This is a genomic window from Deltaproteobacteria bacterium, assembly GCA_028818775.1.
Classification (GTDB): domain Bacteria; phylum Desulfobacterota; class Binatia; order UBA9968; family JAJDTQ01; genus JAJDTQ01.
On the sequence record JAPPNE010000050.1, the window covers coordinates 29,440 to 49,562 of the forward strand.

Consider the following 20,123-nt stretch of genomic DNA (forward strand, 5'->3'; position numbering starts at 1 on the left):
GTTGGCGGAGAGGATTCCCGGTTGCGCGGGAACGGCGGCCTTCCAACTCCAGTTCATCTAGTTCAGACGGGACCGCAGCCATGACGGACTCCAGAATAGTCGGTGCTCCCATTCTTCGCGCCGAGGGCCCGGACAAAGTCACCGGACGCACCCGCTATGCCGCGGACATTCCGCTCCAGGGGATGCTCTGGGGCAAGATCCTGCGCAGCCCGCATCCCCACGCGCGCATCCGCTCCATCGACGCCGGGCGGGCGCGGAAAGCGCCCGGAGTCCGGGCCGTGGTCACGGGGCCGGACGTCCCGAACCACTTCATGGGCAAGCAGATCCGCGACCTGCCGGCGCTGTGCTGGGACCGTGTGCGCTACGTCGGCGACCGCGTTGCGGCGGTGGCGGCGGACACGCCCGAGCAGGCCGAGGCCGCCCTGGCGCTCATCGACGTCGACTACGAGGTCCTGCCCGCGGTGTTCGATCCCGTGGCCGCCACCGAGCCCGACGCGCCGCTGCTGCACGACGACGTCGCCGGCTACGACGGCGCCCCCCACGAACGGCTCGCCACCGACGTGCGCAACGGCCTCACCCGCTTGGCCTGGAGCAAGGGGGACGTGGAGCAAGGTTTCCGCGAGGCCGACTTGGTGCTGGAGCACACCTTCCGCATACCTGGCCGTCACCAAGGCTACCTGGAGCCCCATGCCGGGCTCTTGTCCATCGATCCCGACGGGCGCGTCCAGGTGTGGGCCTCCACCAAGGACCCCTTCCGCACCCGCCGCATGCTCGCCGACACCCTCGGCATGGAGCACGCGCGCGTCCGCGTCCATTCGGTGAACGTGGGCGGCGAGTTCGGCGGCAAGGGGGACGCGCGCGATCTGCCCGTGGCCTGGTTCCTGGCGCGAGAATCCGGACGGCCGGTGAAGATCGTCATGACCTACGCGGAGGAACTGGCCGCCTGCAATCCGGACGAGGCCACGGTCATGACCATCCGCAGCGGCGTCACGCGCGACGGCCGCATTGTTGCCCGCCGTCTCAAGGCGTGGCACGCCGGCGGCGCCTACGGCGGCACCAAGGCGAGCGCATCGTTCGCCACCTGGCACTACGTCGGCGGCCTCTACCGCGTAGAGAACGCCGAGTTCGAGTTCCTGCAGGTCTACACCAACACCACGCCCGGCGGTTACTACCGGAGTCCGGGCTCCATCCCGACCTTCTTCGCGCTGGAATCCCACACCGATATCCTCGCCCGTGAACTGGGCATGGACCCCGGCGAGTTCCGGCTGCGTAACGTGCTGCGCGCCAACGAGGAGGACGCCATCGGCAAGCGCCTCCCGGGCCTCCAGGTCCACTCCGTGCTGGCGCGGGCGCTGGAGGCGGCGGACTGGCACACGCCCCGGTCCGGCCCCAACCGCGGGCGCGGGGTGGCCATCTACGGCCGCCACATCTCCGGCGGCGAGACCGGCATCGCCGTCACCGCCGAGACGGACGGGACGCTGACCGTGCTGAGCCCCACCGTGGACCAGGGCACCGGCACCCACACCGTCCTGCGCCAACTCGTGGCCGAGCAGATGCAGTTGGCCCTGGAACAAGTGCGCGTGGCCACGGGCGACACCGACACCGTACCCTATGATACCGGCGCCCGCGCCAGCCGCGTGACATACGTGGCGGGTCTGGCGCTGGAGCGCGCCTGCAACGAACTGCGCGACAAACTCGCGGTTCACGCCGCGCGCATGCTGGAGTGCGACCCCGCGGAAGTGTCCTACGCCGAGGGGGCGTTTTCGCTGCGCGCGGAACCGGGACAGAGCGTGACCCTGGCACAGGTGGCGACCCGGTATCCGGACGACCGCGCGGTTACCGTGGAAGAAGACTTCCGCTACCCCGACGAGACCACGTACGTGTGCGCGCAGGTGGCGGAAGTGGAGGTGGACCCGGAGACCGGCGCCACCCGGGTCGAGCGCATCGTCACGGCCCACGACGTGGGCACCGTCATCAACCCCATCACCCACCAGGGGCAGATCGACGGCGGCGTCGTCATGGGCCTGGGCCAAGCGGTGATGGAGGAACTTACGCTGGACAACGGCAAGGTGGCCAACGCCAACCTGGGCGACTACAAGCTCCCATGCATTCGCGACATCCCGCGCCTCGACACGGTGCTGGTGGACTCGGAGGGCGGGCTCGCGCCCTACGGCGGCAAGGCCATCGGCGAGTTCGCCAACAACAACCCCCCGGCGGCCATCGCCAACGCCGTGGCCGACGCCGTCGGCGTGCGCCTGTTCGAGATGCCGGTGACGGCGGAGAAGGTATACCTTGGACTGAAGGAACAGAGAGGGAAGCTGTAGGAAGGCTTCCGAAGGAGGGACGACATGCTGGAAGGCAAAGTGGTCGTGGTGACGGGCGGCGGCAAGGGCATCGGACGCCATGCCGCACTGACGTTCGCCCGGGAAAAGGCCAAGGTGGCGATCATCGACGTGAGCCAGGACTGGCTCGACAAGACCGGGCCGGAACTCGGCGAGCTGACGGACGCCCTGGGCATCAACGCCGACGTCCGCGACGAGAGCGCGGTGCGGCGCGCGTTCGAGGATGTAGTGCACCGCTTCGGCCAGATCGACGTGCTGGTGAACGACGCCGCCATCGTGCCCCATTTCGCCTGGGGCATCCCGCGCTGGCCGCTGGTCCGGGACATGGACCTGCACTTCTGGAACCGGGTCATCGAGACCAATCTCGGGGGCACGTTCCTGTGCTCGAAGCACGTGCTGGCGCACATGGAGCCGCGGCGCACGGGGCACATCATCAACCTCTACGGAGGCGGCGGGGTCTCGCCCGGCGGCGCCTGCGCCTACGTGGTCACCAAGGACGCCATCTGGACCTTCAGCCGCTACCTGGCGGAGGAGGTGCGGGAGTCCAACGTGTGCGTGGTGACCTTCTCGCCCCGCGTCCCCATCGTCACCGAGGGAGCACCCGAGGACGCCTACGGGCGCCTGCCCAGCCCGGAGATCCTGGGACAAGGCTTCGTGCTGGCCGCACAGGTGCCCATGGAGGACTCGGGGCGGTGCTTCTACTACGAAGACGGCAAGCTCGTACCCACCAAGGACGGAAGGTACGACGAGTAGCGGGATGACAGGCGGGTTTGAAACCGGCCGCAATAGACCGCCAGCGAGAGACGATGAGAAAGTCCGAACAGAAAAAACGCGCCGAAACCTTCGCGGCGATGCACGAAGGCAATGAACTTCTCCTCCTGCCCAACGCATGGGATGCGATCAGTGCGTGTGTCCTGGTGGAAGCAGGGTTCGCCGCCGTGGCGACCACCAGCGGCGGTTGTGCGTTCGCACTCGGATATCGCGACGGCGAGAACATCTCGTTGCGGGAGATGGCTGGCGCGGTGCGCCGTATCGCCAACGCCGTTCCCGTTCCGGTCTCGGCGGATATGGAGGCGGGTTACGGTCCCGCGCCTGAGAACGTGGCGGAAACGACACGCCGGACCCTTGGAGCCGGCGCGGTCGGGATGAACATCGAGGACGGTGACAAGCGGAACCCGGGACAACTTATCGAGTTCGCGGTGGCGGTGGAACGCATCCGCGCGGCCCGCGCGGTCGCCGATTCGGCCGGCATTCCGATGGTCATCAATGCCCGCACCGACGGATTTCGTAATGGTGACGGCGAGGACGTGTTTTCCGAGACGGTCCGCCGCGCCAACGCCTACCTGCGGGCCGGCGCCCGCTGCGCGTTCGTGCCGTTCGTCAGCGACGGCGCGCTGATCGGCCGGCTGGCCGCCGCCATCGACGGACCGATGAACGTACTGGCCGGCGCCAACACGCCGCCGGTTCCGAAGCTTCGCGATCTGGGTGTCAGGCGGGTGACCGTCGGCAGCAACCTTGCCAAGGCGGCGATGTCGCTGGTGCGGCAGGCCGCCGATGAGTTGCGCGGCCCGGGCACCTTCGAATTTGCCCGCGAGGTCTACACGCAAGCCGACATGCACCGAATGCTGACCAGCCCGGGCGCTAAAGGCGCTCCCTAACCGAGGGCCAGCGAGCCGTCGGCGGGGCCGAGGGCGGCCACCATGTCCCGGTAGGAAGCGAGCCCGAAACGGCTTTCCATCGCCTCGCGCCAGATGCCGTCGAGGGTTGCCCGCACGTCCATCGGCAGGCTGTCCACGTGGTCGCCCACCCGGCCGCTTCTCAACTTGGACGATGCGCCTCCGGGCGGCAGGCCGTTGGCGGCATTGCGCGCGGCGCGCAACACGTGGTCGTCGAACTGAGTTCCGTGCGCCTTCATGAATCCGATGGAGGACTGGCGGACCACGGTCTCCAACAGCTCGTCGTCAAGCGGACAGCCGATGAACCCGGCGATGCGCCGCACCGTTCCGGGCACGTCCGCCTGGGCCGACTCGTAGCTCAGCATCAGCACGTCCTCGCGGCCGCGTTGCGGCCACCACGAGGCCACGTGTTTCCAGTAGCCACGGTCCCGCTCCGGCGCCAGGAAGAAATTCCGGGAATAGTCCCCCAGGGTGATGGCGCCGGCCTCGAAACGCCAACCCTCGTGGAAGTGGTACATGGACACCAGCACGTCCCCGGGGTCCCGCACCATGGTGATGTAGCGTCCCCCCTTGGGGACGTCGTGCCAGCTCAGGTGGCTCTTGAAGGCGCGTGGCTCGGCCACCTGGGGCGCATCCGGGTCGATGCCGAGGTCCAGCGCCAGCTCGAGCCAGGGCACCACCAGCGTGATCTCCTCGAAGTCCATGGATCCACGGGTCCTGAGCCCGTGCACGATCTGTTGCAGCCAAGTGGTGCCGCACTTGGGAAAGGTGGCGATGAGGACATCGGTGGGTTTCGGACGAAACGCTAGCGCCGCGGCCCGGCTGGCCGCGCTGCCGATGCCGCCCCGGAAAGAGATCATCTCGGCGACCGAGCGGGCGCGCCTGAGAACAGGTGACAATCCGCTCATATCGTTTTCATCACGTGCTGAACGGCGTTCCGGCCCCCGGAAACGTCACCAGTCCTTGTTGATGAACTCCAGCATCCGGTCGGCGCCCTCGCGCTCCGTGAACTGCATGTAGGCGCGCCGCCGCTGGTTGTCCGGGTCGCCGCTCTGAAGACGCTCGTAGAGTTGCCCGCGCTTGCCGAAGGGCGTCATGACCAGGTCCGCCGCCACCGCCAGCAGCCTCAGGTGCTCGCGCGTGCTCGGGGCGCAGCCGCGAAAGTAGCGGTCCACCAGCGGCCCCAGCTCTTCGTTGGCCAGGTCCGAGCCGCCGCCGGTGAGCACCAGCGAGCTGGTCAGCAGGTCCTCCATGTTGCCCATGGCCCGATCGCACGCCTCGATGCTGTGCACCCGGTAGGCCGGCGTGAGGCGCGGCGCCCAGAGGCCCCCGCTCGTGCGGAAGGCACGAGCCTCTCCCATCTCCACGCAGTCACGCAGGATCTCCAGGTCCTTGACGAACGAGGCCAGCCGGAGTTGCGAGTTGGGGTTCTTGTGGCGGCCGGACCACTCCGTCAGGAGCTGCCCCACCGCGAGGAACGTCTCGATCTTGATGATGAGGCGGACCAGGGTGGCGTAGGCCGCCCAGGTCTGGATGCTGCGGTGAAAACCGGCCACGAGCTCGGGCTTGCGGTAGGCGAACACCCGGTTCCAGGGCACCAGGACGTCATCGAAAATGAGCGTGGCGTCTACCTCGTCGAAGCGCGCGGTGATCGGAAAGCGCTCCGGGTCGGCGTGCTCGGCGTAGAGGTCCCGGCACACGATCTTCAGTCCGGGTGCGTTCATGGGGACGGCGAAGGCCAGGGCGTAGTCCGGCTCGTCCGGGTCCCGCGGCCGGTTGGGATACACCAGCGCCTCGTCGGACAGCGGCGCCAGGGTGGCGAGGTTCCGGAGCCCCCGAACCACGGGCCCCTCCGAGGTCTCCCGGACCACGTGGAGGACCAGGTCCGGATCGGGCTGCTCGCTTACCCGCTTCGAGTGGTCGTAGAACTGGTCCTGCAGGGCATGGGTGAGGCACAGGTCGCCGGCGATGCAGTGGCGGTAATACTCCCGGGCGTTTTCGCTCCAGCGCGGATCGTGGTCCGCCAACGTGCCGGCGATGTCCAGCAGTCCCACCACCAGCTCGGCGCAGAACTCCGGATAGCGGCCCATCTGGCCGAAGGTTTCGCGGGACCACAGCTCGATGTTGCCGCGCTTGGCGAGAAGCTCCTCGGCGTTCACCGGCGGCAGGTAGCTGTAGGAAATGCGCTCGCCGTCCCGCGCGACGCTCATGGTGTCGCCGTCTTCGGCCGAGGCCTGCCGGTCGTAGAGGTCCGCCAGGGTCTTGATGGTGCCGGTGAAGCCGGGATGGACGGTCACGTCCTCGATGCGCCTGCCCGCGTGCCATACCTCGCGGCCGTCGCGCAGCGACTCGATGTAGTTTTTACCGGATCGAATGGCCATACCCTGATCTCCTGACGAAACCGCGCGAACGCCTCAAGTGCGCGAATCCGTCCGATCGTTTTCGTGCCGAGCGAGAAGCCGCTAAGAAGGATGGGGCGAACCCACGCCCGTTTCCGGCACACGCGTCATGACACCCCGGCTCAGAGACTTCATCGACAACCGCGTCTTCGGCCCCAACCACCGGTGGTGGGCGCTGTGGGTAGTCGTTATCTCCGTCTTCATCGCAACCACGGATGTCGGCATGCTTACCATAAGCCTGCCGGTCATCATAACCGAGTTCCGCACCGATATCACTTTCGCCGGCTGGATCGTCTTCGTCTACGCTCTGGTGACGGGCGCCCTGTACCTTCCGTGCGGCCGGCTCTCCGACCTTCTCGGGCGCAAGCTCACCTTCTCCGCGGGCTTCCTGGTCTACGGCGTATCCTCGGCCCTGGCGGGTCTGGCCCATGGACCCACTCAGTTGATGACCTGCCGCGTGGGTCAGGCCGTGGGCGCCGCGCTGATGATGACCAACACCTTCGCCCTCACCGCAAGCCTGTTCACCGGCCCCGACCGCGGCCGGGCCATGGGCATTTCCGGTGGACTGGTGTCGGCCGTCGGCTTCACCCTGGGTCCCGTGGTGGGCGGATTCATCACGTTCACCCTGGGATGGCGCTACATCTTCTTCATCTCCAGCGCCCTGTCGTTCATCGGCTTCGCCGCCGCCCGCTGCCTCCTGCTGGACGACCGGGACGCGGGCGAACAGAAGCGACGGGAGCCCTTCGACTTCGCCGGCGCCGGCCTATTCGCCGTCGGACTGACGTTCCTGCTGCTGGGCATCACCCGGGGCGGTTTGGGTTACTGGGGATTCCTGTTGAGCGCCGTCTTCCTGGGCTTGTTCGTCTGGCGGGAAGCCACCTGCCCCTACCCCATACTCGATCTCGCGTTGCTGCGGATCGTCCCCTTCGCCGCCGGCAACATCGCGCGCCTGTCCACCTTCGTGGCGCTGAGCACCAACGAGCTGATGATGCCGTTCCTGCTCCAGCTCGTGCTCGGAATGGACCCGCTGGAGTCCGGCGGCCTGATGACTGCCATCGCGCTCGTGCTCATGGTGGTATCGCCCTCGGCCGGCTGGCTCACCGACCGGATCGGGTCGACCCCGCCCGCCGCCGCCGGGGCGGTGGTGGTGGCCGTAGCCATGTACTCCTTGAGCTTTCTGGGGCCGGACTCCGCCCCGGCCGAGATCGTGCCGCGCCTGGCCCTCCTGGGCGTGGGGCTCGGGCTTTTCCAGACCCCCAACAACCACGGCCTCATCAGCTCCGTGCCGCCCGAACGGCTGGGCATCGCCTCCTCCGTCATCTCCATCATCCGCAGCGTCGGCCGCTCCCTCGGCACCGCCGTCGCGACCGCCTTCGTCGGCATGCGCCTGGCCGCCGTCACCAACGAGTCGGGACCCCAGGACCTGGCCGCGTTGAATCTCTCGGAAAACCCGAGGCTCATGGAAGCCTTCATGGAGGGATACGGCTACGCCTACATGACAGCCGCGTGCCTGGGACTGAGCGCGCTCGTGTTCACGCTGATCGGGGCGGCGGGGAAGGGTGCGGGCACGAGCAAGCGGAGCTGAGAAGGCTGCCGGACCTGTCTGGACGGGCGAAGCGGTACCAGCGGATCTCGCTTCGACGCATCACTCGTCCTTCCACGGACCGTCGCCCCAAGCGTGATCTGCTTCCGGTATACCGAACTCCTGATTGGAGGGAGGTTTCTCACGGTACCCGGCTCTGTGAAGCTCCTCCAATTCCGCCTCGTCGTAGCGCTCCAATGCAGCTCTCAACGCTTCACGCGTAAACCCGGAACGGGTGGTACCGAGGCGCTTTGCTCGTCTATCGACCCGCCGAACGAGGTCAGCATCCATCGTCAACTGTATGACTTTCCTGGCGGGCCAACGCGATCCGATCGACGAGGAACAGCCCGCGTCCTGGAGCAAGGCGTCGATCTTGCCGCGTGCAAAGGCTTCGGTCGTGCTGCTCATACCACCGTCCAGGGATCCACGAGTTCGATGTCCGTGCTTTCGAAATCCCGCACGTTGCGCGTCACCAGGACAGCGCCACGGGAACGCGATATGGCGGCAATCTCACAGTGGCCTCGCCAATCGGCCGACCAGCTCGGCAATCCACGCCGCCACGGCGGGATTCGGCACAGGGCGCATGAGTTGGGACGCGACATTGGTGTCTATGACAAAAATCGCGAGCGTCTCAAGAGAAGTCTGGAGGCTCGCGCATCGGACCGCGCGGAGGAAGTTCGAGCTCGACGCCACCAAGGGGCGCGAAGCACTCGCGGGTGAACTTCGCCAGATCCCGGGGACCGGTCCGTCCGGCGTCCACCGCGTCACGCAGGATAACGCGCACCTCTTCCTCCATGGAACGGTGGTGCTCTGCCGCGCGCACGCGCAAGCGCGTTTTGACTTCGTCGTCGAGATTGCGGATCGTGATACTCGCCATGTTGTCCCCTCCCATGGGCAATCTACGCGAGGATTAGTACCTAAGGACTACCGGCCTTCGGATTGACGAGAGCCTGGGCGTCGCCGAGAAAACCGGGGTGGGCGACAAGGACCGGGCCTCCGCGAATCAGGTCGATCTCGGGCAACGCAGACCGGCAGCCGGCCTCGGCGCATATGACGAGGCCAGCCGCACAGTCCCAGCTATTGAGGTGGGCTTCGTAGTAGGCGCCGGCGGAACCCCGAGCCACCAGCGCGAGGCTCAGCGCCGCCGAGCCGAGCCGCCGGTAGTCGTGGTCGGACCGCACTATCCGGTCCACAAGATCGAGATACGCTGCGTGATCGGTGCGGTTCGAGCGGCCCAGAAGAATCAGGTTGTGGCACGCCGATGCGTCGCCGACCTTCATCGGAACGCCGTTCAGGTTGGCCCCTTTGCCCCGCGCCGCGACGTACATCTCGTCCCGGTCCGGTGCGTAGATCACGCCGAGTTCGATCCGGCCCTTCAGCGCGAAACCCACCGAGATCGCCCAGAGGTCCAGGCCCTCTGCGAAGTTCGTCGTGCCGTCGATGGGGTCGATGATCCAGAGCCTCTCGCCCTCGGCCGTCCCGTGTGTTTCCTCCGCGAGGATCGAGTCATCGGGGAACGATCCGCGGATCGCCGCCACGAGGCGGGCTTCCACCGCGAGGTCGGCGTTGGTCACCAAATCCTGCTTGCCCTTCTCGGAGACCGCCAGGGAGGACTGCCGCAGCGATCGCGCCAGCGACCCGACGTCACGGACGATGGATAGAGCCAGTTCGAAGCGGGGAGTCAATGGGTCTTGTAGTGTCATGGTCAAACCACCCGCCGACCGTCCCTTGCAACGCCGGGCTGTCCAGCCGTGCAACACGCCGACACTGTCGATGCCAACGACCTCGAAGCTCACTTCCTGTCGACCAGCCTCACCTTGTCGACATCCATCACCGACAGCCTGTCGCCGATGGCCTGGGCGTCCCCCGGGCGATAAATCCCGATCTTCAAATGCGGCTCGCCGCACGCACGTTGCCGGTGGATCATCCTGTTGTCAACGACCTTCTTGCCGTCAAGATACAGGTCGTAGGATCGCGCGGGTTTGAAGTCGAACCTGACGTCCACCCATTTCCCGAGAACTTCCTCGACGAAAAAGGGCCTTGTAGCGCCCAGAAGGTATCCATCGCTGAATTTCACCATGACGAGGGGGCCGCCCCGGCAACCGCTGACGGATTGGTGCAGTTGCAGAAAGTCCTCCCGGTCGTTGTCAAAGCCCTTCACGAACCTCACCTTGTAGGTGAGCGAATAATCGTGGTCCTTCTCAAGGGTAGTCGTCTGCTTGATTTCCGCCCGCTCCCAGTAAGGCGCCCGGGACCTGGAGCGGTTGTCGCTGCCGCATCCCCCGACCTGTCCGTTCTTCAGGGTGAAGCGCAGGAACCTCTCGCCTTCCTCCTGAATCCATTGTGTGGAGGAGTATTCCGGAAGATCACAGTTCTCATAGAACATGACGTTCCAGTCCCGGTCCTTGTAGGCCGTCTTACTGAAGTAGTCGAAGCTCCGGCCGGGGGTGTAATCGGCCGTGGCGACGTGAATGCCGGTCAGGAGCAGCGCGGCCGTTATGAGGAAACTCCGCATCTTCCTTCCCTTGGCGCGGCTCACATGCCCCACACCTCGATACCGGCGCCGGCGACGGGCTCGCGGCGGTGGAACAGCTTGTCCTCCCAGCTCCGGCTCTCGTCGCGGTCGAAGATGACCAGGTGGCCCGCTTCCGCGGCGCAACGGTCCATGCAGGCCGCGGTCTGCTCAAGGCCGTCGGCGATGGTGCGCTCCAGGCTCTTGTGCAGCACCTTGCACTCGATCACGAACCTGCGCGTCCGCTCCCCCTGGGGCCAGACGATCAGCAGATCGGTGCGCCCCCGGCCCAGGCCGTATTCCCGCTCGATGCGGCCGCCGCCGTTCACCACCCTCTGCAAGAACGCCTGCAACAGGAGTTGCGGCCCGGCCTCCTTGTAGTCGAACCGCGCCACCCAGTGCTCGGAGTGCTCGCGGAAGAATTCCTGGAAGGCCGCCAAAAGCTTCCCCACCTCCAGCCCGCCGTCCGCGTCCACGTACCAGGCCATGTCCTGCACCAGCCCGGCCTGGGCCGCGTAGGTCAGCTCCCGCGGCACCACCTCGGCGTAGATGGGATTGGCGATGCGAAGCGGGCCGTCGCTCGCCACCAGCCCCAGGTCCCGGACGTATTCGAGGTCGCGGGCCGAGAACTCGCGCTCGTCGCCGCCGCTCAGGAGCGGCCCCATCACCCGGCGCACCCGGTCCTCCTGGAGCTTGTCCGCCAACTGGTCCAGGTGGGTCTCCCGGCGCGAGATGAGGCGCTCCCGCGCTTCGGTGACCGAGGCCGCGGTGACCGGCCGGCTGCGGTCCCGCCCCGGCTTGTGGCGGAAGCAGGCGTCGTAGGCCAGCGCGTTGACCAGCCACGGCTGGCCCTGTGTCAGCCGCCAGACCTCGGCCAGTGCGTCTTCGGTGAACGTCTGCCCGGTCTCCTCCGTGTGCTGCGCCAGCAGCCGGCGCGTTTCGGCCTCGGAGAAGTCGCCCAGGCGCAGCGACTCGGCCTTGACGTTGAACGCGCTGCCGCCGGCGACCACCTGCTTCTCGGCGCTGGAATGGATGCGGTAGTCGCGCACGTCGCGCACCCCGCAAAGGAGCACGCTCTGAGGAAAGCTCCCGGGACGCTGGACGTATCCCGCCCGAAGCTGGCGCAGCACCGACAGCAGGGTGTCGCCCACCAGCGCGTCGATCTCGTCGATGAGCAGCACCAACGGCCTCGGATCGGCCTCCGACCAGCGACTCAGCGTCTCGCGGAGCGCGCCGCCCGGACCGGCCGTGGCCAGGATGCCGGGCCAGGCCTCGCCCAGGAATTCGTCGTTGAGCGTGGTGCGCGCCCAGAACGCCAGCTCGCTCAGAATGGCGCGCATGGCCGGCTCCAGGTCCTCGCGCGCGGCTTGGGCGGCCTCGACGTTGGCGTAGACGCAACGGTAGGAGCCTTCGGCGCCGCCGTTCAACAGATCCCGCAAAGCCAACAGGGCCGAGGTCTTGCCGGTCTGCCGGGGCGCGTGCAGCACGAAGTAGCGCTCATCGCGGACAAGGGCCAGCACCTCGTCCAGATCGAACCGGCTCAGCGCCGGGATGCCATAGTGCTTCTCGGGCCGAACCGGGCCAGTGGTATTGAAGAAGCGCATGGCCGCAGTATGCCACGTTCACGGACGGCCGCGCCAATGTTCCCCGCGGTCAGGTTAGAGCAGAGCGACAACGTCCCCTGTTTCCTCAAAGTGCCGCACGCGGCCCGTCCGTTTTGCGGCGCGGAAGATCGGGCAACGTGTACCGCAATCAGCAAGTTACTCTAGTTTCAGCGCCCCATCGGCCCGACGGTCGTCGTAATCGCCGCCGTGGCAAGGGGGCCGCGGATTCCTATTTCATTCGGCCCACCGCGCGGGAAGCCGCGGCTCCGTCGTGAGGATGGTCCATGAACACCTGCTGAAGGGCCGCCGGCGTGACGCTATCGTTCGGGAGGACCAGGCGGGCATCGGATTCGGGGTAGAAGCATCGAAACATCGCCTCGGCTTCCGTGTGGCCGAACGGCTGCAGGTCGATCCGTACGTCGACCCGACCTGGGCGCATCAGGGCCGGGTCCAGGTTCTCCGGAAAATTGGTAGTCATGAAGACCACCAGACCTTGCGGGCTCATGGCGCCGTCGAGTTGATTGAGAAGGTTTGACAGGGTGATCGGCGTATCGTCGTCGTCATCCTCTCCGCCGGCGGCGGCCGAGGCGACCCGCGTTCTTGTTGCGGCATCGATATCCTCGAGCACCATTATTCCGTTGATTCCACACCGCGCAAAGGCCTCCAGGAGGTCGTTGTCGTTCTTGAGCGACCCGACATTCAGAACGTACAGCGGCCTGCGCAAGTGGCTGGCCAGGGCGACGATCACGGACGTCTTGCCGGTTCCAGGTTCACCGGCCAGCAGGTATCCGCGACGGTACGAAACGCCCCGCTGCTCGTACCAGCGTTCCGCGTCATAGAACCAAGTCAGATCCCGCAGGATGCGCTCCCTGATCTCGGGCTTCATGATGACCGTGTCCAATGGCCGCAAGGCGCGCGTGGCGGCCAGTCGCCACCAGCGGTCCCAACTATAGATCTTCAGGACACTCGTCCCCGCAACGCCCTGCCGGGCCTCCTCGATGATCGCCCGGACCGTGGCCTGGCTCGTGCCCAACGTCCGCACCTGGAATCCCTCCACGGGATTCATTCCGGATCGCTGGTCGTCCAGGTACCGCTGGATGAAGACCGGCCTTCCATGAAAGAACAGTACATGGTGGCCATCCCCCAGGGTGATTTGGGTGCGCCGAACCCCTTCTACCTCGTCATCGTCGCTGTACGCAGTAACCCGTGTTCGGAGGCACCTGTCCATGTACGGCTGAACGCTCAACCACTCGCTTAACCACCAGAACACGTCCGTGTCGCTGAGGATGATTGTTTCCACGGTGCAGCGCCGCAGGAAGACGTTCCACAAGGTCACCGGGACATGTCGCAGGTAGTAACCGGCGGTCATGAAGGCCGAGGCGCCCACGACGCCCCCGAATACCTGGTTATGCTGCAATTGCTCAAGAATCCACTGATAGATTTCGGTCACGGTGGCTCTCCCGTCCTGGTTCGTGCCTCCTTTGTCTTCTCAACGGAGGCCGAAAGGCGCCCCTCGGTCCGGGCGAAAGCGGCGCCTCGGTGGCTCCGCGCAGCGTCGCCCTCGTTGACTGGTCAAACACCACCACTGTCGCCGCCAATACCAGCAGGGCGTACCCCCATAGTATAAATTCGAATCTCGCGGCGAGAACTTTAGTTCGTAATGTTACATTCTTGTTAAGAAACGATGTGCCCTTGCCTTGGAAGTAACGTGAGAATACTGATATATTACCTTTATCAGCCTTCTCAAGGAGCGTGAGCCATGAACGGCCCGGTTGTCATACCTCACAACATCGTGGCGCGGATGCCGAAGGCCTTGCGCATCGAATTGGGTGTCGATGCCGGCCGCGCGGACGAGGTTATCGCATTGACCGTCCCCTCACGAAATGCCGCCCAGGCGGTCCGCATGTTGCGGCTGTTGGCGTCCGACATGGATTCAGAACAGGAGCGGGCGCGGAGCGAGGAGCGCATGCACACATTGCTCGGCGCCATCGCCGATCTCGACCGACCTTCCGATCTGGAGGCCGATCTTGAAATAGACAATGCCCTGCTGCGGAAACAGTATCTCGACCAACACAAGACCTTGACCAGCGGACAGGTCCGGGAGGCTTCGGGACTGAAGACCCGGAATCCATCGGAGCCCGCGTCGCGCTGGAAAAGGCAGGGCAAGATCTTCGGCGTACCCGTCGGCAGGTCCGATCGCTATCCGGCGTTCCAGTTTATCGATGGCCGGCCGCGGACTGAAGTCACGGAGATCCTGACCTCGCTTCCCCGGTCCATGTCGCCTTGGCAGATTGCGTTCTGGTTTGCTACGGGGAATGGTTGGATCGAGAATGATGCGGCACCCCAGGATGCCCTTCACGACATGGCTGGCATACTGGCTGCCGCCGCCGATTTGACCGCCGACGACCTGGGTTGAACCGTGGAGTTCTCCATCCCTGTCCCCCCGGCGACACTGACTCCCCTTCCGCCTCTCGAACGGCTGCCGGCCGGCTCACGGTTACACCGAATTCACGGAATCAAATGGCGCAGCGCCCAGTTCAACGCCGGTAACCACCTGTCCCGCTTCGCTCCCATCAGAGATGCCGGAGGTCGCCGCATACCCGTCCTTTACGCCGGCAGGACCTTCGAAGTCGCGGCCTACGAATCACTCTTCCACGCCATGGAACCCGGCCATGGACTCCGTACCTGGCCAGCCGGCGAACTGACCAATCTGGCACATTCCACCCTGGAAACCGGTCGAAACCTCGACTTGGCTCCCCTATTCCAGAGAAATCTCACTGGATGGAACGTCTCCGACCTCGAGATCGTCAAAGCGCCGGCCCGATACTATCCGGACACCGCGCGGTGGGCCGAGGCCGTACATCGTTCAATCATGGATGCTTCCGGGATGGTGTGGATTTCCAACCGCGAGGGCAGCGACCGCTGTTACATCTTCTTCGGAGATCGCGTCGAAGAGGCGGACTTCATCGTCTCCCATCAACGCCAAGGCGACGACGAAAGCCTGCTGGCCGACGTGCGGCGCGCCGCGTCGCACGGTGGGATCACCATAACAATTTGACGAAGTGACGAAGCCCAACGCCCGTTTCACGCGGGCGCTTGGCCCAAGTGCAACAATCGAGCCCCGTGCCGTCCGCCTCCGGGGTTACGGCCCATGCGACGGCCTCACGGGTACCCCGTAGCGGTTCGTCAAAGTCACGCGCCGGTTTCGGTCCAAGACAGGATCGTCCGCTACAGCCCGTAGAGCCGGCGGGCGTTGTCGCTCAGGATCTTGCGCTTGACGTCCGCGGAGATGTCGGTGCGTTCCCGGAAGATCTTGATGGCGTCGACGTCGCTGGAGACGTCGGTGTGCCCGTAGTCGGTGCCGATGACGAGGCCGTCCTCGCCGCTCTCCTGCACGATGTAGGCGAGATCGTCGCTGTTCTCGCAGGTGACGAACATGCCGAACTCCGCCATGGCGTTCTCCGGCCACTCCCGTCCCAGGACCCGGCAACGTTTTTGGACCTCGTGAAGCATCCAGGGCACCCACTGGGCGCTGGCCTCGATGAACCCCCAACGCAAGTCCGGGAACACTTGCGGGATCTCGCTCAGCATGATGTCGCTGAAGGCGCCCACGGTGGGTATCCGGAAACGGTGGAAGTTGGCCGCGTTGGACACCGGATGGCTGCAGAGGTCGTTGAACCAGGGGCTGCCGTTGGCGATATGGATGGCGATGGACATGTCCAGCCGGCCGGCTTCCTCGTAGATGGGGTAGAAGTAGGGGTCCACCAGGAGGCGGTTGCCTTCGTACGGCCGCATCAGCACGGCGCATGCGCCGTGTTCCTTGCCGAAGCGGACTTGGTCCAGCGCATCGGACAGGCTGAGAGTGGGCGCCAGGCACGACCACCGCAGCCGTCCGTCCGACTGGGACCAGATGTCCGCCAGCCACCGGTTCCAGCTTCCGCACAGGGCTACTTCCACCGGGGCGCGGTCGGTGACCTGCTCGATGAACATGGTGTTATGCAGCACCTGGACGTCGACTCCGGTGTCGTCCATGTGCTCCAGCCGGAGCCCCACGTTGCCCAACTCCATGGACTCGTCGGCGTCGGCGAACTTGCGGCCCACCTGCCGCTCACGCTCCCGCAGCGCTTCCTCCGAGAACGCGGGGAAACGGAAACCCTTCACCTTGCCGTCCACTACCCAGAACTGCTGCCGTACGCCCGCCTCCTCCGGCGACGCCAGCGGCACCGGGCGGTACTGGCGTTCCGAGGGATCGAGGTAGTCCCAGGTGCGTTCGCATTCCACCACGTGGGCATCCGAGTCCACGATCAGAGGGTTTCCGTTGGTGTTCGCGGTCATGTCTTTTGCTCCTTCGGACCACAAGAGCGCGGCCCCTACAGCGCGTACAACCGCCGCGCGTTGTCGCTCAGAATCTTCTGCTTGACGTCCTCCGACAGGTCCGTGCGTTCGCGGAACACCCGAATGGCATCCACGTCGCTCGACGTGTCCGTGTGGCCGTAGTCGGTGCCGATGACGAGGCCGTCCTCGCCGGTCTCCCCCACGATGTAGGGCAGGTCGTCGGTGTTCTCGCAGGTCACGAACATATTGAAGGCTTCCATGGGGTTGTCCGGCCAGTCGCGGCCCATGGTCCGGTAGCGGTTGCGGACCTCGTGCAGGATCCACGGCAGCCACTGGGAGCTGGCCTCGATGAAACCCCAGCGGAGTTTCGGGAACATCTCCGGCACCTCGCTGAAGAGGACGTCGGCGAAGCCTCCCACGGTGGGGATGCGGAAACGGTGGAAGGTGGTTCCCAGCCGCAGCGGATGGGTGTAGAGGTCGCTCAGCCAAGCGCTGCCGTTGGCGATGTGCACGGCGATGGACATGTCCAGGCGGCAGGCTTCCTCGAAGATGGGATAGAAATACGGGTCCACCAGCATCCGGTTGTTCTCGAACGGCCGCATCAGCACCGCGCAGGCGCCGTGCTCCCTGGAGAAGCGGATCTGGTCGAGAGCATCGGACATGCTCAGGGTGGGGGCGAGACACGACCAGCGCAGCCGCCCGTCCGACTGCGACCAGATGTCCGCGAGCCAGCGGTTCCAGCTCCCGCACAGCGCCACCTCCACCGGCGCCCGGTCGGTCACCTGCTCGATGAACATGGTGTTGTGCAGCACCTGGACGTCCACGCCGGTGGCGTCCATGTGCTCCAGCCGGAGCCCCACGTTGCCCAGCTCCCGGGCCTCCTTGGCCTCGGCGAACTTGCGGCCCACCTGCTCCTGGCGCCGCCGCAGCTCCTCCTCGGAGAACGCGGGGAAGCGGAAGCCGCGCACCTTGCCGTCCACCAGCCAGAACTGGAGGGCGGCGCCGTCCTCCTCCGGGGACGCCAGCGGCACCGGCCTGAACTGCTTCTCCGAGCCCTCCAGGTAGTCCCAGGTGCGGTCGCACTCCACCACGTGGGCGTCGGAGTCCACGATCAACGGCGTTCCGTTGGTATCTGCGCTCATGGCCTGCTCCTTCGGGGTCCGCGGACCCGTGTTCCGGCGGGCTCGGTTGGCCCGCACCGGTTCCTTGCAATCCTTCTACCGCTAAACCCTTTTACTGCAACTCGGCGAAAAAGTCGTTGCCTTTGTCATCCACGATGATGAAGGCCGGGAAGTTCTCCACGTCGATCTTCCACACCGCCTCCATGCCCAGCTCGGGATAGTCCAGCACCTCCACGCGCTTGATGTTGTCCTTGGCCAGCACCGCCGCGGGACCGCCGATGGAGCCCAGGTAGAATCCGCCGTGCTTCTTGCACGCCTCGGTGACCTGGCGCGAGCGGTTGCCCTTGGCCAGCGAGATCAGGCTGCCGCCGTGGGACTGGAACAGGTCCACGTAGGAGTCCATGCGCCCGGCGGTGGTGGGGCCAAAGGAGCCCGAGGCGTAGCCTTCGGGGGTCTTGGCCGGCCCGGCGTAATAGACCACGTGGTCCTTGAAATAGTCCGGCAGGGGCTCGCCCGCGTCGAGCCGCTCCTTGAGCCGGGCGTGGGCCAGGTCGCGGGCCACCACGATGGTGCCGTTGAGCGACAGCCGCGTCTTCACCGGATGCTGCGACAGCGTGGCGCGGATCTCGTCCATGGGGCGGCCGAGGTCGACGCTCACCACGCTGTCCGCGTCATCCTCTTCCACGAAGTCCGGCAGGTACTTGGCCGGGTCGGTCTCCAGCCGTTCCAGGAACACCCCGTCCCGGGTGATCCTGGCCTTGGCCTGGCGGTCCGCGGAACAGGACACGCCGATGCCCACCGGGCACGAGGCGCCGTGCCGCGGCAGGCGGATGACCCGCACCTCGTGGGTGAAGTACTTGCCGCCGAACTGCGCGCCTACGCCCATCTCGTGGCTGATGGCCTGCACCCTGGCTTCCAGCTCCAGGTCCCGGAACGCCCGGCCGTACTCGTTGCCGCTGGTGGGAAGGCTGTCCAGGTAGCGGGTGCTCGCCAGCTTCACGGTCTTGAGGTTGAACTCCGCGGACATGCCGCCCACCACGATGGCCAGGTAGTAGGGCGGACACGCCGCGGTGCCGATGGTCTTGATCTGCTTCTCCAGAAACTCCACCAAGGAGGCCTCGTTCAAGAGCGCCGGGGTCTGCTGGTAAAGGAACGACTTGTTGGCCGAGCCGCCGCCCTTGGTGATGAACAGAAGCTCGTAGGCGTCGCCGGGCGTGGCGTACAACTCCACCTGCGCCGGCAGGTTGGTGCGCGTGTTCTGCTCCTCGTACATGCTCAGGGGCGCGAGCTGCGAGTAGCGCAGGTTGGTGTTGGTGTAGACGTCGTAGACGCCGGCGGAAAAGGCCTCGTCGTCGTTGGCGCCGGTGAAGACGTTCTCGCCCTTCTTGCCGATGACGATGGCGGTGCCCGTGTCCTGGCACGCCGGCAGCACGCCGCCGGCCGATATGTTGGCGTTCTTGAGCTGCTGAAGGGCCACGAAGCGGTCGTTCTTCGACGCCTCGGGATCGTCGAGGATGGCCCGCAGCTTGGCCAGGTGGCTCGGGCGGAACAGGTGGGAGATGTCGCGGATGGCCTCGGCCGTGAGCTTCCGCAGCACCGCGGGGTCCACCTTGAGGATGGTGCGGCCGTCCACCTCGATCTCGGACACGCCCTCCTTGCCCAGGCTGCGGTACTCGGTGGTGTCCTGGCCGAGCTCGAAGATGGGTTGAAACCTGTATTCCGACATGAAGCGGGGTCTCCTTTTCGGACGCCCTTCCCCCTCCACCGCCACCCCTGGATTCCCGCTTTCGCGGGAATGACGGAAGAGAGGCCGGGTGCGGCGGCGGTCGCGGCGGGGTACGTGTGGCGGGTCCGGAGTGTCCTTGTATTCCTGGACAGGATTATACCCAAACCCTTGACGCCAACGCAAAGTCGCGTAAGATTCGTTCAGCGTTGCCGCCGGACCGTTGACGACCTCTTTGACATCCCTTGGTCGACATCCGTTTCCGGCGGCACGGAGAATAAGCTTCAAGGAGTTCCCCATCTCATGAGCATACGCGGCAACACGGCGATCGTCGGCATCGGCGAAACCCCGGTGGACCGTCTGGGACGGCGCCCGGGCGAGCGCCGCCGGACCATACCGGAATATCTGACCTGGGCGGCGCGTCTGGCCATGGAGGACGCCGGACTCACACGCAAGGACTTCGACGGCCAGGGGCTGGCGGCCATCTACACCACCAACTACCTGCAACCCTTCTGGCCGGAGGAGACGGCGTCGATCCTGGGCATCACGCCGGCGCTGTCCATGGCCAACGCCAACGGCGGCGCCGCCACGGTGTCGGCGCTGGGGCAGGCGGCGGCCGCCATCCAGGCCGGGTTGGTGGAGCGGGTCCTGTGCGTGGCCGCTTCGTGCACGTTCGTGGAAAACCATAACGGGGCGGAGCCGCGCGACGTGCGGGACTTCGAGGTGCCCTACGGCCTCATGGGCGCCAACAGCGGCATCGCCCTGGTGATGCGGCGGCACATGCACGAGTACGGCACCACCCTGGACGCTTTGGGGAATATCGCGGTCA

The 20,123-nt window shown here is 66.0% G+C and carries 18 protein-coding genes and 1 pseudogene; 7 read left to right on the forward strand and 12 right to left on the reverse strand.

Going from position 1 to position 20,123, the window contains the following annotated elements; genetic code table 11:
• Positions 1 to 80 precede the first annotated feature (80 nt).
• The 3 genes from OXU42_05585 to OXU42_05595 are packed head-to-tail and all read left to right on the forward strand — an operon-like array spanning position 81 to position 4,000.
• Positions 81 to 2,324, forward strand: a complete 2,244-nt coding sequence (locus OXU42_05585) for a xanthine dehydrogenase family protein molybdopterin-binding subunit (protein MDE0028864.1) — start codon at positions 81 to 83, stop codon at positions 2,322 to 2,324.
• Positions 2,325 to 2,348: 24 nt separating this feature from the next.
• On the forward strand, positions 2,349 to 3,095 hold the full coding sequence (locus tag OXU42_05590) for an SDR family NAD(P)-dependent oxidoreductase (GenBank protein MDE0028865.1): 747 nt from the start codon (positions 2,349 to 2,351) through the stop codon (positions 3,093 to 3,095).
• 53 nt (positions 3,096 to 3,148) lie between these two features.
• Positions 3,149 to 4,000, forward strand: coding sequence for an isocitrate lyase/phosphoenolpyruvate mutase family protein (locus OXU42_05595; protein MDE0028866.1), 852 nt, complete (start codon positions 3,149 to 3,151; stop codon positions 3,998 to 4,000).
• On the opposite strand, the gene OXU42_05600 is transcribed toward OXU42_05595, so the two are convergent.
• Positions 3,997 to 4,926: a sulfotransferase domain-containing protein gene (locus OXU42_05600; GenBank protein MDE0028867.1), complete on the reverse strand. Its 930-nt coding sequence runs from the start codon at positions 4,924 to 4,926 to the stop codon at positions 3,997 to 3,999. The two genes, OXU42_05595 and OXU42_05600, sit on opposite strands and share 4 nt — an antisense overlap.
• Before the next feature lie 45 nt (positions 4,927 to 4,971).
• The gene (locus OXU42_05605) at positions 4,972 to 6,399 is read right to left on the reverse strand and encodes a hypothetical protein (protein MDE0028868.1); all 1,428 of its coding nucleotides are present in this window, start codon (positions 6,397 to 6,399) and stop codon (positions 4,972 to 4,974) included.
• A gap of 127 nt (positions 6,400 to 6,526) precedes the next feature.
• On the opposite strand from OXU42_05605, the gene OXU42_05610 reads away from it, so the two are divergent.
• Complete coding sequence (locus OXU42_05610; GenBank protein ID MDE0028869.1) at positions 6,527 to 8,002, forward strand: MFS transporter; 1,476 nt, start codon at positions 6,527 to 6,529, stop codon at positions 8,000 to 8,002.
• A gap of 60 nt (positions 8,003 to 8,062) precedes the next feature.
• On the opposite strand, the gene OXU42_05615 is transcribed toward OXU42_05610, so the two are convergent.
• The 7 genes and pseudogenes from OXU42_05615 to OXU42_05645 form a co-directional block, all read right to left on the reverse strand.
• Positions 8,063 to 8,407 (reverse strand): ribbon-helix-helix protein, CopG family, encoded by a 345-nt coding sequence (locus OXU42_05615; GenBank protein MDE0028870.1) that lies wholly within the window; start codon positions 8,405 to 8,407, stop codon positions 8,063 to 8,065.
• Positions 8,404 to 8,508, reverse strand: a pseudogene (locus tag OXU42_05620) (VapC toxin family PIN domain ribonuclease). Before OXU42_05620 ends, OXU42_05615 begins: the two are co-directional and overlap by 4 nt.
• Positions 8,509 to 8,630: 122 nt before the next feature.
• On the reverse strand, positions 8,631 to 8,876 hold the full coding sequence (locus OXU42_05625) for a plasmid stabilization protein (GenBank protein MDE0028871.1): 246 nt from the start codon (positions 8,874 to 8,876) through the stop codon (positions 8,631 to 8,633).
• Between the two features lie 40 nt (positions 8,877 to 8,916).
• Positions 8,917 to 9,795: an inositol monophosphatase family protein gene (locus tag OXU42_05630; GenBank protein ID MDE0028872.1), complete on the reverse strand. Its 879-nt coding sequence runs from the start codon at positions 9,793 to 9,795 to the stop codon at positions 8,917 to 8,919.
• Entirely contained in the window at positions 9,792 to 10,514 is a 723-nt protein-coding gene (locus OXU42_05635; GenBank protein ID MDE0028873.1) for a heparin lyase I family protein, read from the reverse strand. Before OXU42_05635 ends, OXU42_05630 begins: the two co-directional genes overlap by 4 nt.
• A 20-nt stretch (positions 10,515 to 10,534) precedes the next feature.
• Positions 10,535 to 12,115, reverse strand: a complete 1,581-nt coding sequence (locus OXU42_05640) for an ATP-binding protein (protein MDE0028874.1) — start codon at positions 12,113 to 12,115, stop codon at positions 10,535 to 10,537.
• Positions 12,116 to 12,344: 229 nt separating this feature from the next.
• Complete coding sequence (locus OXU42_05645; GenBank protein ID MDE0028875.1) at positions 12,345 to 13,565, reverse strand: AAA family ATPase; 1,221 nt, start codon at positions 13,563 to 13,565, stop codon at positions 12,345 to 12,347.
• Between the two features lie 309 nt (positions 13,566 to 13,874).
• Between OXU42_05645 and OXU42_05650 the strand changes: the two genes are divergently transcribed.
• Both OXU42_05650 and OXU42_05655 read left to right on the forward strand, forming a co-directional pair.
• Positions 13,875 to 14,531, forward strand: a complete 657-nt coding sequence (locus OXU42_05650) for a hypothetical protein (protein ID MDE0028876.1) — start codon at positions 13,875 to 13,877, stop codon at positions 14,529 to 14,531.
• Between the two features lie 3 nt (positions 14,532 to 14,534).
• Positions 14,535 to 15,173 carry an RES family NAD+ phosphorylase gene (locus OXU42_05655; protein ID MDE0028877.1) on the forward strand — a complete coding sequence of 213 codons (639 nt, stop codon included), beginning with the start codon at positions 14,535 to 14,537 and terminating at the stop codon, positions 15,171 to 15,173.
• Positions 15,174 to 15,343: 170 nt separating this feature from the next.
• On the opposite strand, the gene OXU42_05660 is transcribed toward OXU42_05655, so the two are convergent.
• The 3 genes from OXU42_05660 to OXU42_05670 form a co-directional block, all read right to left on the reverse strand.
• Complete coding sequence (locus tag OXU42_05660; GenBank protein MDE0028878.1) at positions 15,344 to 16,450, reverse strand: amidohydrolase family protein; 1,107 nt, start codon at positions 16,448 to 16,450, stop codon at positions 15,344 to 15,346.
• 35 nt (positions 16,451 to 16,485) lie between these two features.
• On the reverse strand, positions 16,486 to 17,592 hold the full coding sequence (locus tag OXU42_05665) for an amidohydrolase family protein (GenBank protein ID MDE0028879.1): 1,107 nt from the start codon (positions 17,590 to 17,592) through the stop codon (positions 16,486 to 16,488).
• Between the two features lie 91 nt (positions 17,593 to 17,683).
• Positions 17,684 to 19,297: a fumarate hydratase gene (locus OXU42_05670; GenBank protein MDE0028880.1), complete on the reverse strand. Its 1,614-nt coding sequence runs from the start codon at positions 19,295 to 19,297 to the stop codon at positions 17,684 to 17,686.
• 300 nt (positions 19,298 to 19,597) lie between these two features.
• On the opposite strand from OXU42_05670, the gene OXU42_05675 reads away from it, so the two are divergent.
• Positions 19,598 to 20,123, forward strand: a 526-nt coding sequence (locus OXU42_05675; GenBank protein MDE0028881.1) for a hypothetical protein, incomplete at its 3' end; no start/stop codon positions are given.

Excerpts from the sequence above, each read along its gene's own strand:
- OXU42_05665 (MDE0028879.1), bottom strand. The coding sequence starts at position 17,592 with ATGAGCGCAGATACCAACGGAACGCCGTTGATCGTGGACTCCGACGCC.
- OXU42_05615 (MDE0028870.1), bottom strand. The coding sequence starts at position 8,407 with ATGAGCAGCACGACCGAAGCCTTTGCACGCGGCAAGATCGACGCCTTG.
- OXU42_05635 (MDE0028873.1), bottom strand. The coding sequence starts at position 10,514 with ATGCGGAGTTTCCTCATAACGGCCGCGCTGCTCCTGACCGGCATTCAC.
- OXU42_05585 (MDE0028864.1), top strand. The coding sequence starts at position 81 with ATGACGGACTCCAGAATAGTCGGTGCTCCCATTCTTCGCGCCGAGGGC.
- OXU42_05625 (MDE0028871.1), bottom strand. The coding sequence starts at position 8,876 with ATGGCGAGTATCACGATCCGCAATCTCGACGACGAAGTCAAAACGCGC.
- OXU42_05640 (MDE0028874.1), bottom strand. The coding sequence starts at position 12,115 with ATGCGCTTCTTCAATACCACTGGCCCGGTTCGGCCCGAGAAGCACTAT.
- OXU42_05610 (MDE0028869.1), top strand. The coding sequence starts at position 6,527 with ATGACACCCCGGCTCAGAGACTTCATCGACAACCGCGTCTTCGGCCCC.
- OXU42_05605 (MDE0028868.1), bottom strand. The coding sequence starts at position 6,399 with ATGGCCATTCGATCCGGTAAAAACTACATCGAGTCGCTGCGCGACGGC.
- OXU42_05600 (MDE0028867.1), bottom strand. The coding sequence starts at position 4,926 with ATGAGCGGATTGTCACCTGTTCTCAGGCGCGCCCGCTCGGTCGCCGAG.
- OXU42_05590 (MDE0028865.1), top strand. The coding sequence starts at position 2,349 with ATGCTGGAAGGCAAAGTGGTCGTGGTGACGGGCGGCGGCAAGGGCATC.
- OXU42_05650 (MDE0028876.1), top strand. The coding sequence starts at position 13,875 with ATGAACGGCCCGGTTGTCATACCTCACAACATCGTGGCGCGGATGCCG.
- OXU42_05660 (MDE0028878.1), bottom strand. The coding sequence starts at position 16,450 with ATGACCGCGAACACCAACGGAAACCCTCTGATCGTGGACTCGGATGCC.
- OXU42_05670 (MDE0028880.1), bottom strand. The coding sequence starts at position 19,297 with ATGTCGGAATACAGGTTTCAACCCATCTTCGAGCTCGGCCAGGACACC.
- OXU42_05595 (MDE0028866.1), top strand. The coding sequence starts at position 3,149 with ATGAGAAAGTCCGAACAGAAAAAACGCGCCGAAACCTTCGCGGCGATG.